The sequence below is a fragment of the Ruegeria sp. N4 genome (genome assembly GCF_056531425.1).
The window spans coordinates 1-12,978 of record NZ_JBQFLT010000005.1 but is presented as its reverse complement, the minus strand read 5'-3'; the positions used below and the strand labels follow the sequence as shown (position 1 = coordinate 12,978).

The 12,978-nt window shown below is 59.1% G+C and carries 16 protein-coding genes; 2 read left to right on the top strand and 14 right to left on the bottom strand.

The genetic code is table 11. The annotated features are described in order from the left end of the window. Nucleotides 1–13: 13 nt before the first annotated feature. From phnK to phnG, 7 genes are read right to left on the bottom strand one after another with little or no spacing between them, the layout of a single operon-like run. Nucleotides 14–793, bottom strand: a complete 780-nt coding sequence (phnK, locus tag ACR0LW_RS09475; protein WP_480882632.1) for a phosphonate C-P lyase system protein PhnK — start codon at nucleotides 791–793, stop codon at nucleotides 14–16. Next, on the bottom strand, nucleotides 793–1,191 hold the full coding sequence (locus ACR0LW_RS09470) for a VOC family protein (RefSeq protein WP_480882440.1): 399 nt from the start codon (nucleotides 1,189–1,191) through the stop codon (nucleotides 793–795). The genes phnK and ACR0LW_RS09470 overlap by 1 nt, the downstream gene beginning before the upstream one ends. Next, on the bottom strand, nucleotides 1,188–2,066 hold the full coding sequence (locus ACR0LW_RS09465; RefSeq protein WP_480882438.1) for an alpha-D-ribose 1-methylphosphonate 5-phosphate C-P-lyase PhnJ: 879 nt from the start codon (nucleotides 2,064–2,066) through the stop codon (nucleotides 1,188–1,190). Before ACR0LW_RS09465 ends, ACR0LW_RS09470 begins: the two co-directional genes overlap by 4 nt. Then, a complete protein-coding gene (locus ACR0LW_RS09460) occupies nucleotides 2,059–2,343 on the bottom strand; it encodes a hypothetical protein (RefSeq protein ID WP_480882437.1) in 285 nt (94 codons plus the stop codon). Before ACR0LW_RS09460 ends, ACR0LW_RS09465 begins: the two co-directional genes overlap by 8 nt. Next, nucleotides 2,340–3,431: a carbon-phosphorus lyase complex subunit gene (locus ACR0LW_RS09455; protein WP_480882436.1), complete on the bottom strand. Its 1,092-nt coding sequence runs from the start codon at nucleotides 3,429–3,431 to the stop codon at nucleotides 2,340–2,342. The genes ACR0LW_RS09460 and ACR0LW_RS09455 overlap by 4 nt, the downstream gene beginning before the upstream one ends. A 3-nt stretch (nucleotides 3,432–3,434) precedes the next feature. Beyond that, on the bottom strand, nucleotides 3,435–4,010 hold the full coding sequence (phnH, locus tag ACR0LW_RS09450; RefSeq protein WP_480882434.1) for a phosphonate C-P lyase system protein PhnH: 576 nt from the start codon (nucleotides 4,008–4,010) through the stop codon (nucleotides 3,435–3,437). Beyond that, nucleotides 4,010–4,468 (bottom strand): phosphonate C-P lyase system protein PhnG, encoded by a 459-nt coding sequence (gene phnG, locus ACR0LW_RS09445; protein WP_480882432.1) that lies wholly within the window; start codon nucleotides 4,466–4,468, stop codon nucleotides 4,010–4,012. The genes phnH and phnG overlap by 1 nt, the downstream gene beginning before the upstream one ends. 102 nt (nucleotides 4,469–4,570) lie before the next feature. On the opposite strand from phnG, the gene phnF reads away from it, so the two are divergent. Beyond that, entirely contained in the window at nucleotides 4,571–5,281 is a 711-nt protein-coding gene (gene phnF, locus ACR0LW_RS09440; protein WP_480882431.1) for a phosphonate metabolism transcriptional regulator PhnF, read from the top strand. 158 nt (nucleotides 5,282–5,439) lie between these two features. Here phnF and ACR0LW_RS09435 read toward each other — a convergent pair whose 3' ends face one another. From ACR0LW_RS09435 to phnC, 5 genes are all read right to left on the bottom strand, one after another. Beyond that, complete coding sequence (locus ACR0LW_RS09435) at nucleotides 5,440–6,054, bottom strand: LbetaH domain-containing protein (protein ID WP_480882429.1); 615 nt, start codon at nucleotides 6,052–6,054, stop codon at nucleotides 5,440–5,442. Between the two features lie 20 nt (nucleotides 6,055–6,074). Continuing rightward, complete coding sequence (gene phnE, locus ACR0LW_RS09430; RefSeq protein WP_480882427.1) at nucleotides 6,075–7,442, bottom strand: phosphonate ABC transporter, permease protein PhnE; 1,368 nt, start codon at nucleotides 7,440–7,442, stop codon at nucleotides 6,075–6,077. Then, nucleotides 7,439–8,320 carry a phosphonate ABC transporter, permease protein PhnE gene (phnE, locus tag ACR0LW_RS09425; protein ID WP_480882426.1) on the bottom strand — a complete coding sequence of 294 codons (882 nt, stop codon included), beginning with the start codon at nucleotides 8,318–8,320 and terminating at the stop codon, nucleotides 7,439–7,441. Before phnE (ACR0LW_RS09425) ends, phnE (ACR0LW_RS09430) begins: the two co-directional genes overlap by 4 nt. Before the next feature lie 63 nt (nucleotides 8,321–8,383). Beyond that, on the bottom strand, nucleotides 8,384–9,286 hold the full coding sequence (gene phnD, locus ACR0LW_RS09420) for a phosphonate ABC transporter substrate-binding protein (protein ID WP_170454555.1): 903 nt from the start codon (nucleotides 9,284–9,286) through the stop codon (nucleotides 8,384–8,386). Between the two features lie 64 nt (nucleotides 9,287–9,350). After that, nucleotides 9,351–10,172 carry a phosphonate ABC transporter ATP-binding protein gene (phnC, locus tag ACR0LW_RS09415; RefSeq protein ID WP_170520349.1) on the bottom strand — a complete coding sequence of 274 codons (822 nt, stop codon included), beginning with the start codon at nucleotides 10,170–10,172 and terminating at the stop codon, nucleotides 9,351–9,353. Between the two features lie 163 nt (nucleotides 10,173–10,335). On the opposite strand from phnC, the gene rpe reads away from it, so the two are divergent. Further along, nucleotides 10,336–11,025 carry a ribulose-phosphate 3-epimerase gene (gene rpe / locus ACR0LW_RS09410; RefSeq protein ID WP_480781425.1) on the top strand — a complete coding sequence of 230 codons (690 nt, stop codon included), beginning with the start codon at nucleotides 10,336–10,338 and terminating at the stop codon, nucleotides 11,023–11,025. A gap of 67 nt (nucleotides 11,026–11,092) precedes the next feature. On the opposite strand, the gene ACR0LW_RS09405 is transcribed toward rpe, so the two are convergent. Next, nucleotides 11,093–11,956 (bottom strand): M48 family metallopeptidase, encoded by an 864-nt coding sequence (locus ACR0LW_RS09405; RefSeq protein WP_480882424.1) that lies wholly within the window; start codon nucleotides 11,954–11,956, stop codon nucleotides 11,093–11,095. Nucleotides 11,957–12,316: 360 nt separating this feature from the next. After that, nucleotides 12,317–12,978: EF-Tu C-terminal domain-related protein (locus ACR0LW_RS09400; protein ID WP_480882422.1), on the bottom strand; the 662-nt coding region annotated here is incomplete at its 5' end.

The following is a 12,978-nucleotide window of genomic DNA, read 5'->3' as shown; positions in this document are numbered from 1 at the left end:
TTTTCCCAAATACTCAAACCTGCAGGACGCTGGACACAAGCAACTGCGTATAGGCATGTTGCGGATCGTCCAGCACCTGATCGGTCAACCCGGCCTCGACCACGTGCCCGTCCTTCATCACCATCAATCGATCCGCCAGCAGGCGCACCACGGCCAGATCATGGGTCACAATGATCGCGCTCAGGCCCATTTCGCGGACCAACCCGCGCAACAGGTCCAGCAGACGCGCCTGAACCGAGACGTCCAGCCCCCCGGTCGGCTCATCCATGAACACCAGTCGAGGGCCCGTGACCAGATTGCGCGCAATCTGCAACCGCTGCTGCATCCCGCCGGAAAACGCGGTCGGGCGGTCGTCGACCCGGGATGCTGCGATTTCGACCCTGCCCAGCCAGTCAATCGCCTTGTCCCGGATATCGCCAAAATGCCGGTCGCCTACGGCCATCAGCCGTTCACCAATGTTGCCCCCGGCACTGACCGACATGCGCAACCCGTCGCGCGCGTGCTGGTGCACAAAGGCCCAATCGGTTCGGCCCAGCATCCGACGTTCGGGCTCAGACATGGTGACTGTATCCACCGGTCCATCTGCACGGGTGTCAAAGATCACCTGCCCCGTATCCGGCACCAAATGCCCGGCCAGACAGTTCAGCAGCGTGGATTTCCCCGACCCGCTTTCGCCAACAATCCCCATCACCTCGCCGGGGTAGAGATCGAAGCTGACATCCGCACAGCCGATCCGTGCGCCATAGCGTTTCTCGATGCCCTTGACGCTCAACAATGGCACGTTTTGCCCCATCATTCCGCGCCCCAATCCGGAGCAACCGTCTGAGGCTGATAGCTGCCAAACGACCACTCATGCCCTTCTGGATCGCGCGCCCGATAACGGCGCGTTCCGAATTCAGTATCCTCGGGCGGGTAAACAATTTCGGCGCCAGCCGCCTTTGCGGTTTCGAAATGGGCGTCCACATCCTCGACGACCAGATAAACACCGGGGCTCTGCACCTGCACGGCATCGTCGACCGTGCCCATCATGATGACGCCGTTTCCATATCGCATCTCGCCATGCATCAGCCGACCGTCCTCGCCATCAAAGGCCTGAACAACCTCCAACCCAAACGCACGCTGCAAAAACTCAACCGCAGCCTTTGCATCGACATAGCTGAAATAGGGAACAATCGAAGGCCTTCCTGTCATCTCATCTCTCCTTGCAATTCTGGCTGTGTTTCGCCCAATCGCCCCAAATGGCCCGCCGCGCGGCGCGAGCGGCAGTAATCGGTATCCGAGCAAACAAACATCCGGTTTCCCGCATCATCCATGATGACCTCATCCAGATAGCTGTCTTCGGCCCCGCACAAATCGCAGGCGTGATCGGCCTTGGTGGCCTCAAACGGATAATCCTCGAAATCGAGGCTGACGACCTTGGTATGCGGCGGCACCGCGTAAATCCGCTGCTCACGCCCGGCACCAAACAGTTGGATCGCGTCCATTTCCAGCTTGGGGTTGTCGAATTTCGGAATCGGCGATGGGTCCATCACATAGCGGTCGGACACTTTCACCGGGTAAGCGTATGAGGTCGAAATCGCCCCGTGCTGGCTGATGTCTTCATACAGTTTCACATGCATCAGCCCGTATTCTTCAAGGCTGTGCATCTTCCGCGTTTCGGTCTCTCGCGGCTCCAGAAAGCGCAAGGGTTCCGGGATCGGCACCTGATACACCAGGATCTGATCCTCGGTCAGCCTAGCCTCGGGGATGCGGTGGCGGGTCTGGATGACGGTCGCCTTCTCGGTCTGTTCGGTGGTTGCGACGCCTGCCGTGTTTTCAAAGAACTTGCGGATCGAAACGGCATTGGTGGTGTCATCCGCCCCCTGATCAATCACTTTGAACGTATCGTCGGGCGTCAGGGTTGCAGCCGAGACCTGCACCCCGCCCGTACCCCAGCCATAGGGCATCGGCATCTCGCGGCTGGCAAAGGGCACCTGATAGCCCGGAACGGCCAGCCCTTTGAGAACAGCGCGACGGATCATCCGCTTGGTTTGCTCGTCCAGATATGCAAAGTTGTACTCAGACATAATTTCGTACTTCCGGCAGTTGGAGCAATTCTTGGAAATCACCATAGTTCTGGCTTTGGTCGCTCTGCTGGTATTCACCCTTCATCTCGGCGCCCGCCAACGACGCCGGAGAAGATCGCTCAGGCAAGACAGGTTCGGCTATTGGGTTTGGGAAGAGTTCGATGGCAGTATGGGGCGTTCCCCCATCCACCCTGACAAACACGGTGGCGCATGGTGGAAGGAACGCAACAGGTTTAACGACCGGGATTGGGGTTGCGATCTTGATGAATAAACTCATTCCGCAGCCTCCCTGGGCGTGATCCGTTCTTCCGCCTCGCGGCGCAGTTTGCGCACCAGTTCCAGTTCGGACTGAAAATCCACGTAATGCGGCAACTTGATGTGTTCGAGGAACCCTGTGGCCTGAATGTTATCCGCATGGCTCAGAACAAATTCTTCATCCTGCGCGGGGGCACCCAGATTTTCCTCTCCCAACTCCTCCCACCGCAGCGCCCGGTCGACCAGAGCCATCGAGATCGATTTGCGTTCGGATTGACCAAAGACCAGCCCATAACCGCGCGTGAATTGCGGCAGTTCGGTTTTTGAGCCTTTGAACTGGTTTACCGTCTCGCATTCGGTCAGTTCGACCTCGCCAATGTCGATGGCAAAACCCAGTTCCGGGATGTCCATCTCAACCGTGACCTTGCCGAACCGCAACTCGCCGACAAAGGCGTGGTTGCGGGCATAGCCGCGCTGGGTCGAGTAGGCCATGCCCAGCACAAACCCTTCATCCCCGCGCGTCAGAGATTGCAGGCGCAGCGGGCGGTTCGAGGGAAACTCCATCGGTTCACGTGTCAGATCGCCCGGGGTTTCATCGCTAAGGGGTTCGTCTTGGATGATATCCTCGCCTTTGAGGAATTCGGTGATATGCGGCGTTGGTTCGGTACGCGCTGATCCTTCAGGGGTGGCAGGCACCTCGCCATCTGCGGCCAGTTTGAAATCCAGCAACCGGTGGGTGTAATCAAAAGTCGGGCCCAGAACTTGCCCGCCCGGTGCGTCCTTGAAGGTGGCCGAGATGCGACGGTCGCAAGCCATCTGCCCTGTCTCGACAGGGTTCGAGTAGCCAAAGCGTGGCAGGGTGGTGCGATAGGCGCGGATCAGAAAGATAGCCTCGATCAGGTCCCCGCGCGCCTGTTTGATCGCCAAGGCGGCGAGATCAGGATCGTACAGGGACCCTTCGGCCATGACCCGGTTGACCGCAAGGCTCAGCTGTTCCCGGATTTGGTCGAGGCTGAGTTCCGCCACATCTGTCGCGCCGCGCCGTTCCTCGGCAAGCCAGCTATGGGCGTTCTCAATGGCTTTTTCGCCCCCTTTGACAGCGACATACATTACTTAGCCCTCCGCCCTGATCTGCGTGCTGCGGGGCACGGCAGCGACCTGTTCGCCGCAGGTCAGAAAGAAATCGCACCCCAACGGGTAGAGTTTCGAATTCGCCTGAAACGCAGCGATGTCGGGCACAGACAGATGCGCCACATCCTTGATGCCGGGACCGGACAAGGTGGCGCCTGCCTGTTCCAGAGCCTCGCATTCGACAATCAGAGTGGCCGAGCGATCCGGGTATTCCGGCGTTCCGATGCGATAGACGTCAAGCGGGGCCAACGCATCCCAGGTTCCAACCGCAAAGTCGGCCTCGGGCGCGGGTACCAGCGGAGCGCCGGTGTGAAAGGTCAGCCACTTGCGGACAGCGTCGGTGTCAACAGCCCCAGCCAGATGCAGCTTGGTTTCCGGGTCACACAGCGTCAGAAGCAAGGTTCCGGCGGCCACGGACAGCGGGTCGGGCGGCACAACACCGGTCAGCGGGCGGATTTCGCCGGGGCGCGCCATCACCGTCATGGCAGCGCGAAAGGCATGGGCGGCCTGGATCGGTGCGTTGTCGAAGCCACCCGAGAATTGCGTTTGCGCCGACATCAATCTTCCCCCCGGACCATCGTGAAAAACTCGACCTTGGTTGCGGCTGCTTTGGCCGCGCGCGTGGCCTTGGCCGTCTGCATCTGCTGTTTCAGCGGATCAAGGAGTTCGGACCGCAGGGTTGACGCCGCCGTCGTCTGCATCATCGCATCGATCACCGCCGCCGCCCCGGCCTTGGGTTTCGAGCGTCCCTGAACGTAGCCATGCCCAACCGTGCCGTCCTTCAGAACGACCGAACAGCGTGTCACCGTCATTTCACCCAGGTTGAACGGCGCACCGGTTCCGCCCGCGCGTCCGCGCACCATCACGCCGCCGGTTTCGGGCCGACGCAGCCACTCAAAGCTGGGACGGTCCGCAAGATCCTTCCAAAGCGTCAACATCGCATCTTCCGGAGCGCGCGCCAAAAGGCCCATCCACTCTTGCCGGGCAGCCGTCGCGATTTCTGTTTGATGTGTCATCAAAGCCTCTTGGCTGGGTTGTCTATCTATACTATACAACTAGACAAATATTAGCGTGCGCGCGCCCGCCGTGCAATCGGAACTCTGTGAATATTTGATGACATGAGCAAAACACCGATCTGGAAAAGCATCGCCCTCAGTTTGACTTCGGACATTGCCGAAGGACGTTACCAAACGGGCGATAGGCTGCCGACCGAAGCGCAATTGGCGGCGACCCATGGAGTTAACCGGCACACGGTGCGGCGGGCCTTGTCGGATATGGCCGATCAAGGCCTGGTCCATGCGCGACGCGGCGCAGGTGTCTTTGTGGCGGCCCGGCCCACCGACTACCCCATCGGCAAGCGGGTCCGGTATCACAAGAACATTTCGGCCAGCGGCAAGATGCCCGGCAAACAGATCCTCGCCCTGACGACCCGTGCAGCCGATGAGGCTGAGGCCGAGGCGCTTGACTTGGCCCGGGGTGCTTCGGTGCATGTCTATGACGGCCTATCCCTTGCAGACGGGCAACCCATCGGACTGTTCCAGAGTGTCTTTCCTGCGGATCGATTCCCGGATCTTCTGGACGCCCTGACCGACACGCAATCAGTGACCAAAGCGCTGCAAAGCTGCGGCGTGGGTGACTACACACGCATCTCGACCCGTCTGACGGCCCGCGCCGCGACTGCGACACAAGCCCTGCACTTACGCCTGAGCGAAGGCGCGCCGGTTTTATTCTCGATTGGCATCAATGCCGATCCAGACGGCAATCCGGTAGAATATGGGAAAACCGTATTTGCAGGGGAGCGGGTCACACTGACTCTAAATGAGGAGTGAGCCAACGGGGCTCCCGCCCGTCTTCGACCTCCTTGCGGAGGTCTCATCCCGTTGGGCGTAGCGCCGAGCAAAGCGCGGCGCCGGGCCCAAGGCCTCTAAGGGGGATCGGCGAAGCCGATGCACCTGCGGGCGCGGGAGCGTTTGCTGATGCAATGGGGCTATTCGTATTTTTCCAGGAAAGCCTCGGCACCCAAGGCGCGAAAATCCGGCAAGGCTGCTCGCAACCGCGGATTGTCCCAGTCCCACCACGCCAGGGCAAGCATTCGGTCAGCGATTGCTTCTGAAAATCGCGGGCGTATCTCTGTGGCCGTGACACCCCCAACAATGGTGTAAGGCGCGACATCCTTGGTCACGACTGCACCGGACGCGACAACAGCTCCGTGCCCAATAGTCACCTCGGGCTTGATGATCGCAGCATGGCCGATCCATGTATCATGGCCGATCCGTGCCGTGCGACTGGCGCGATGAGCAAACCACTCTGCGTCGTCCTCCTCGCCGTCCCAATAGTCCGCGGACCGATAGAGGAAATGATGCAGCGAGGCTTTCTCCATCGGGTGATCCGTCGCGCCGATCCGAGTGAAGCTGGCGATATTGGCGAATTTGCCAATCTCGGCATTGGCAATGTCACAGGTGCGGTCGCAATAGGAGTAATCGCCCCAGACCGAGTTTGCGACACGACTGCCTGCGCCGATCTCGACATACTCACCAAACTGGCTGTTGCTGATCTGACAATCAGGATGAATGAACGGCTGATCCGCGCGCAATCGTGGCATCGTTTCTTCCAACTCTCTGATTAGGGCAACAGGAAGGCTTTGCGCTTGGGATCGCGCGGTTTGCGCATCTTCCCTGTTTCTCCTTGGATCAGTCGACGCCGCAGCCAGCCCGAGAACCAATCCATCAGCATCACCATCAGGATGATCAGGACGATGTAATAGGCGACCTCTTCCCAGTCTTTCTGCGTGATGATCGCTTGGGTCAGCAACAGGCCGATACCGCCGCCCGTGATCGCACCGATCACGGTGGCGCTGCGGGTGTTGGATTCGAGGAAATAGAGAAGCTGGCTCAACAAAACAGGGGTGATCTGCGGGATAACCCCAAAGCGATAGCGCTGCGGCGCGTTTGCACCGGTTGATTGCACGCCCTCAATCTGTTTCTGGTCCACATTCTCCAGCGCTTCCGAGAATATCTTGCCGAAGGTGCCGGTATCCGTCACCAGCATGGCCAAAGCGCCGGTCAACGGGCCGGGCCCAAAGGCGCGGGCCAGAACAACCGTCCAGATCAAGGCGTCCACGCCGCGCACAAAGTCAAAGATACGTCGTGTGGCGAACCGAACGGATTTCAGCGGGTTGAAGTTGCGCGTGGCCAGAAACGCCAGTGGCAGGGCCACGATGGCCGCGCCGAACGTGCCCAGAAACGCCATCAGGATCGTTTCGAATATGGCCCAGGCCACGTCCTGGTGCCGCCACATCTTGTTGGTCCAGAAATCGTTGAAGATCGCCCCGGCTTCGCCGGATGCAGCGCGCCCGGCGAGATCGGAGAATGACTGGCCATAATAGGGACTGTCCAAAGTGAACCAAAACAGCTCCCACCCGGTGAAATACCGAAACACCTCGGCCCGGTTCCGGGTCACGGTCAGGCGACCGGCATCCGTGGTGATCGCCATCCGGTTCTTTGAAACATTGATCCAGTCGGGCACATCACCCGGCGGCAGTTCGGCCTGCACCCCGGCGGATCGGGTCGGCGTGGCGCGCACGGTGCCGTAGCCGGGAATGTCATATTCGATGGTCTCCGAACCAAAACGCACGACATGACCGTCTTCCAGATCGATCACCGTCGTTTCGCCCAGTGTCACCCACTCCGGCGCGTCGCCATCAGGGTAGGCGCCCTTGCGTTCTCCTTCGATGGCGGCTGAGACCTCACCTGTGCGATTGTCCCGCTCGATATGGGTTTTGTAACTATAACTGTCGGCGACCAGAGTTCTGCCGTTTTCCAGGTTCGCCCGCCCTGCCAAACCCGGCACGTCGAAGGCGAAGAACACATAGACAAGATAGACCAGCACCAAAGCCGGAAAGCCGAAATTCACCAGACGTTTTCGGCTGAACAGACGGTCCGCTTCGGCCTTCAGTTCAACAACGGTCAGATCGGTTGCGAAGGTGCTCATACCGAAGCTCCTTTTTCCGACCCGTGGGTCAAGCGGTCGCGCAGCACACCCGAGATCTGGTCCACGACGACAATAGTGACAAAGAGAAGAAGGAAGATGGCGGCGGCCTCGTCATAGCGCCCCTGCCCCCAGGACATCGAGTTGCGCAGCTCATAGCCCAGACCACCGGCCCCGACGAAGCCGAGGATGGCCGAGGCGCGGATGTTGATCTCGAACCGCAGCAGGGCATAGCTGACATAGTTCGGCCCGACCTGCGGGATCACACCCAGATACATCCGCTGTGACCAGTTCGCACCGACCGAATGCAGCCCCTCGACCGGTTTCAGCGAGGCGTTTTCATTCACTTCCGAGAACAGCTTGCCCAAGGCCCCAGCCGTATGAATGGCAATCGCGATCATCGCCGGAACCGGACCACCGCCCAGAACAAAGATCAGGACCAGTGCGATCACGATCTCCGGTATCGCCCGACAAATGTCGGCAATGCGGCGGAACAGCGGGATCAGCGAAGGCCAAAGCGCCATGCCCCGCGTCGACATCAGGGCCAGAAACGTTCCTGCGATGGTCCCGATCAGGGTCGATGCTGCGGCGATATTGATGGTCTCGATCAGGGCCGGGAAGAACGTGACCAGATTCTCGGGCATCGCCCCGATCTTCTCCCACGCCTCGGCCAGAACCTCGGACGGGTAATCGAAGATGCGGTGCCAGCCGTCGATAAAGCTGCCCGCATTGCGGCTGTCCGCGGTGCGAAAGCCGGCGACCATCAGCGCCACAAACAGGATCAGAAGGATACCACCATAGACCCGCTTGCGCCGTGTCATCTCGGAATAGTCGGCCCGGATTTGGGCGACGCTGGGGGGGCCTGCGGACAGGTCTGTCATGGAATGCTCCTGAGTGGAAAAACGGGGCCCGGCAGGTACCGGACCCCGATCTTGGAGGCACGCTTAGTTCGACTTCAGCTTGCGTGCTTCGATGATGATTTCGTAAGCGTCATGGGTGATCGGTTCGAACGCTTTGGCCTCACCAGCGGCAACGCCGTAGAAGCATTCACGGTCCTTTTCGGCCAGACCCGCCATCAGCGCAGTCATCTTTTCCTTCACATCCGCAGGCAGAGCGGTACGCAGAACAACCGGGCCTTCCGGTATCGGCTTGGACTGCCAGATCATGACCATGTCGTTCATGTCGATCAGACCCGCATCAACCGCGCGGCGCAGCGCACCCGAGTTGAAACCGTCTTCCCAGTCCCCCAGACCGTCGGCCCAGGTCACACCGCCGTCCACGTCACCATTGTTCACCGCCACGATGGTCTGCTCATGACCGCCGGTAAACTTCACTTCACCAAAGTAGTCGCCCGATTCCATGGTCGAACCAGTGGCCTGAGGGATTTCGATGGACGGGATCAGGTAACCCGAGGTCGAGTTCGGATCGCCGAAGCCAAAGGTCTTGTCCTTCATGTCTTCCAGCGAGGTGATGCCGCTGTCCTTGCGGGCAAACCCGATCGAGTAGTAGCCGTATCCGCCATCGGTGTTGACCTTGACCAGAACCGGCTCGACCGCTTCGGGGTCGCTCAGATAGGTTTTTGCGTAACCCGATGCGCCCAGCCACGCCATGTCGATGGTGCCGCCCAGCAGGCCCTGAATCACGCCATCATAGTCGGCAGGCGCGAACAGCTTGGTTTCAACGCCCAGTGTTTCTTCGGTGTATTCACGCAGGCATTCGTTGTTGTTCAAGCGGTCCTGAGCGTTCTCACCGCCCAGAATACCAATGCGGAACTCGCTGATGTCGTCAGCCAGGACCGGCGCGGCCAAGGCGGTGGTTGCAGCAAGGGCAGCAATCAGTTTTTTCATCTGTCTCTCTCCAGGTTTTTGTGCCGGCCTTTCATCGGCCGGTCGATGAAAGGGGTCGGGTGGCTTAGATGGTGGCTTCTGCTTCCATCAGGGCCTTCTGGGTGGCGTCCAGAGTGTCGATCTCGGTCGAGGTCGCCTCTTCCGAGAAGCTGGCATCAGCGCCATAGATTTCGCGGGCGACGCCGGTTGTCAGTTGCTCGGGCAGGCCGTCGAAGACAATGCGACCGTCACGCATTCCGACGACGCGGTCGCAATAGCGGCGCGCCGTGTCCAGCGTGTGCAGATTGGCGATGACGGTGCGGCCATCTTCCTCGTGGATACGACGCAGCGCCTGCATCACCACCTGCGCGTTCATCGGGTCGAGCGAGGCGATGGGCTCATCCGCCAGAATGATCTTGGGGTCCTGCATCAGAGCGCGGGCAATGGCCACACGCTGCTGTTGTCCACCCGAGAGCGCCTCGGCCCGTTTGGGCGCATGTTCGGCGATGCCCAGACGGTCCAGAATATCGATGGCGCGGTGAATTTCGGCCATTGGATACAGGTTGAACATGGTCGCCAGCGTGGAATGGCGGTTCAGAGTGCCGTGCAGAACGTTAGAGACCACATCCATGCGCGGCACCAGGTTGAACTGCTGAAAGATCATCGCGCAGTCCGCCTGCCAGGCGCGTTTCTCACGACCTTTCAGCTGCGTTACATCGCGGCCTTTGAACAGAATCTGACCCTCAGTCGAATCCGTCAGGCGGTTGATCATTCGCAACAGGGTCGACTTGCCCGCACCCGAACGCCCGATGATGCCAATCATGCACGGCTTGTCCACATCCAGCGTTGCCGCGTCCACGGCTGTATTCTCGCCAAAGCGCTTGGTCAGTTTCTCGATCCGCAGCACGTGCCACCCCCAATTCGTGTTGGCGGTCTGCTACAGATGCCAGTAAACGGATATGTGTCACTGCGGTGAAAGTTTTGTAACGCCGCACGTCCCACTAGGGCTACCCATCGGGGCAAGGCGCGGGTATACGCGACCGCGACTCTTTTGCTGACACGAGGCCGCCATGAGCTTTGACCGCACCATCAAGATCGCCCCGTCGATCCTGTCCGCCGACTTCGCCAATTTCGGGGCCGAGATTCAGGCCATCGAAGCCCAAGGCGCAGACTGGGTACATGTCGACGTGATGGACGGCCATTTCGTGCCGAACCTCACCTTCGGCCCCCCGGCGGTGAAGGCGTTCCGCCCACATGTGAAAACCGTGATGGACGTGCATCTGATGATCACGCCGGTTGACCCCTACATTCAAGCCTACGCAGATGCGGGCGCCGACATCCTGACCGCCCATGTCGAGGCCGGCCCGCACACCCACCGCACCCTGCAGGCCATCCGCGCCGCAGGTATGAAGGCTGGCGTCGCCCTGAACCCCGGCACCCCGGCCGAGGCGGTCGAGCATCTTCTGGACCTGACCGATCTGGTCTGCGTCATGACCGTGAACCCCGGTTTCGGTGGCCAGAAGTTCATCGACATGACCGCCAAGGTCCGCAAACTGCGCCAGATGATCGGCGACCGCCCTGTGCATATCGAGATTGACGGTGGCGTTGATCCCAAGACCGCACCACTGGTTGCGGCGGCTGGCGCGGATGTGCTGGTGGCCGGGTCGGCTGTGTTCAAGGGTGGATCAGTGGATCAGCCTGAGGTTTATGGTGAGAACATCCGGGCCGTTCGCGCGGCGGCTGAGGGTGGGTTGTCCTAATTCAGCAGCTTATGGCGGCGGCTGACTGGGTCTGTGCCGAATGGATCCCGGGTCACAAAGTCAGTCGCTATGTAGCCATTCGTGCGCCGCTGACACGGCGTTTTCGGGCCCGGCCACGGGAAGCGGAAACGCTTCTTGGGTATTTTTGTTTCGCGAAGACGATAAGCTCTGACACACGTGTGCAGTGGTGTGGGAAAGACGAAAAAGCACGGGCCAACCAGCCAAAGAAACTCCCATTGTATTTTCTTCCCTGTGCGACATACGCGCGAATGTTGACACGGTCGGCAATCTCGGAGCCTACAGCCATTTTCATCATGGACCTCGCAGCAACCCGAGTGTTGCCATCAATCATGCGCAATCCCATTCTGTCGCCTGATAGTTTGGTTGCGCGTTCGTAGGGGAAAAGCAAAATATTGAAGATCAATAGCTTCTCCACACTGTTAATGAAGAACTGCAGCCAGCCAAACCGGAAGTGTTTAGCTGCCAATGCGCCCACAAATCGCCCGACAATGAATCGCAGTTCGTCCTTCGTGTTTTCGTTCTTCAAAAGCTCGGAATTCAGAAGCAATATCTTGGTGTTGAGAAGCGACAGGATTGATGCGTTGTAAGATCCATCCTCATGAACATATGCCTCGACCGTTCGGTTGTAACCAAAAAGCTCCTTCGCTTCTTTGATCGCATCGTTGGCTTCAGTGAAAGACGCCGCTGAAACCTGGACAAAATTGTTCATCCAATGCGCGACAGCCAACCTAAGGCTGAACCACAGCGAGAAAAGGATGATCGGAACCAGCAAAAGAATGGTTCCAAAAGTTGCGACTGTTAGCAGCGCCGTTACGAAACCAAACGGAATCAAAACAAACAAGGTTATGTAAAAGCGTGGAGTCTCAGTAGGATGTCTCAGTTCCTGCATTTCATTTTTTGACAATGGCATGGGAAATCCCCCACAAAAATCGTGAAAAGTAATAGATTATGAAATTACATCTATTTTGTTAGACGAAATCAACTGTTCAGTCTTTCTTCGGAATTGCGGAACCCGGTCGTATTATTGAGTACTGTGCGCTAACGCCAAATGTTCGGCGATGACTTTCGCAGCGAAGGGCTCGCCACAAAAAAGGGCGCCCCTTAGGGAGCGGCCTTCTTAGTCTCAACGACGAGCCGTGCTGAAGCCCGGCCTACCGATTACTCGATGATCTGCGACACACTACATTTGGTGTATCTCGGGATCATTGAGTTCAAACAAAAAAGGCGTCCCGAGGGACGCCCTTTCCGTTTGATCATTCGCAGGTGCGAATTATTCAATAATTTTGGAAACAACACCCGCACCAACGGTGCGGCCACCTTCGCGGATGGCGAAGCGCAGACCGTTTTCCATCGCGATCGGTGCGATCAGCTCAACGCCGAACGACACGTTGTCGCCGGGCATGACCATCTCGGTGCCTTCCGCCAGGGTCACGGTGCCGGTCACGTCAGTTGTACGGAAGTAGAACTGAGGACGGTAGTTCGCGAAGAACGGAGTGTGACGACCGCCTTCTTCCTTGGTCAGGATGTAGGCTTCGGCTTCGAACTTGGTGTGCGGAGTAACCGAACCCGGCTTACACAGAACCTGGCCACGCTCAACGCCGTCACGGTCAACACCACGCAGCAGGGCGCCGATATTGTCGCCTGCTTCACCGCGGTCCAGCAGCTTGCGGAACATTTCAACGCCGGTGCAGGTGGTTTTGCTGGTGTCGCGGATGCCGACGATTTCGATCTCGTCGCCGACGTTGATCACGCCACGCTCGACACGGCCGGTCACAACGGTACCACGGCCCGAGATCGAGAACACGTCTTCGATCGGCATCAGGAACGGCTGGTCAACAGCGCGCTCAGGCGTGTCGATGTAGTCATCAACAGCCGCCATCAGTTCCTTGATCTTCTCTTCGCCGATTTCCGGGTTGTTGCCTTCCATCGCGG

What these genes read in the sequence shown, in the direction of transcription:
- phnF (WP_480882431.1), top strand. Translation starts at nt 4,571, where the DNA reads ATGAGCAAAACACCGATCTGGAAAAGCATCGCCCTCAGTTTGACTTCG.
- phnH (WP_480882434.1), bottom strand. Translation starts at nt 4,010, where the DNA reads ATGTCGGCGCAAACGCAATTCTCGGGTGGCTTCGACAACGCACCGATC.
- phnE (WP_480882427.1), bottom strand. Translation starts at nt 7,442, where the DNA reads ATGAGCACCTTCGCAACCGATCTGACCGTTGTTGAACTGAAGGCCGAA.
- phnG (WP_480882432.1), bottom strand. Translation starts at nt 4,468, where the DNA reads ATGACACATCAAACAGAAATCGCGACGGCTGCCCGGCAAGAGTGGATG.
- rpe (WP_480781425.1), top strand. Translation starts at nt 10,336, where the DNA reads ATGAGCTTTGACCGCACCATCAAGATCGCCCCGTCGATCCTGTCCGCC.
- phnK (WP_480882632.1), bottom strand. Translation starts at nt 793, where the DNA reads ATGGGGCAAAACGTGCCATTGTTGAGCGTCAAGGGCATCGAGAAACGC.
- ACR0LW_RS09470 (WP_480882440.1), bottom strand. Translation starts at nt 1,191, where the DNA reads ATGACAGGAAGGCCTTCGATTGTTCCCTATTTCAGCTATGTCGATGCA.
- ACR0LW_RS09435 (WP_480882429.1), bottom strand. Translation starts at nt 6,054, where the DNA reads ATGCCACGATTGCGCGCGGATCAGCCGTTCATTCATCCTGATTGTCAG.
- ACR0LW_RS09460 (WP_480882437.1), bottom strand. Translation starts at nt 2,343, where the DNA reads ATGAGTTTATTCATCAAGATCGCAACCCCAATCCCGGTCGTTAAACCT.
- ACR0LW_RS09465 (WP_480882438.1), bottom strand. Translation starts at nt 2,066, where the DNA reads ATGTCTGAGTACAACTTTGCATATCTGGACGAGCAAACCAAGCGGATG.
- phnD (WP_170454555.1), bottom strand. Translation starts at nt 9,286, where the DNA reads ATGAAAAAACTGATTGCTGCCCTTGCTGCAACCACCGCCTTGGCCGCG.
- ACR0LW_RS09455 (WP_480882436.1), bottom strand. Translation starts at nt 3,431, where the DNA reads ATGTATGTCGCTGTCAAAGGGGGCGAAAAAGCCATTGAGAACGCCCAT.
- phnE (WP_480882426.1), bottom strand. Translation starts at nt 8,320, where the DNA reads ATGACAGACCTGTCCGCAGGCCCCCCCAGCGTCGCCCAAATCCGGGCC.
- ACR0LW_RS09405 (WP_480882424.1), bottom strand. Translation starts at nt 11,956, where the DNA reads ATGCCATTGTCAAAAAATGAAATGCAGGAACTGAGACATCCTACTGAG.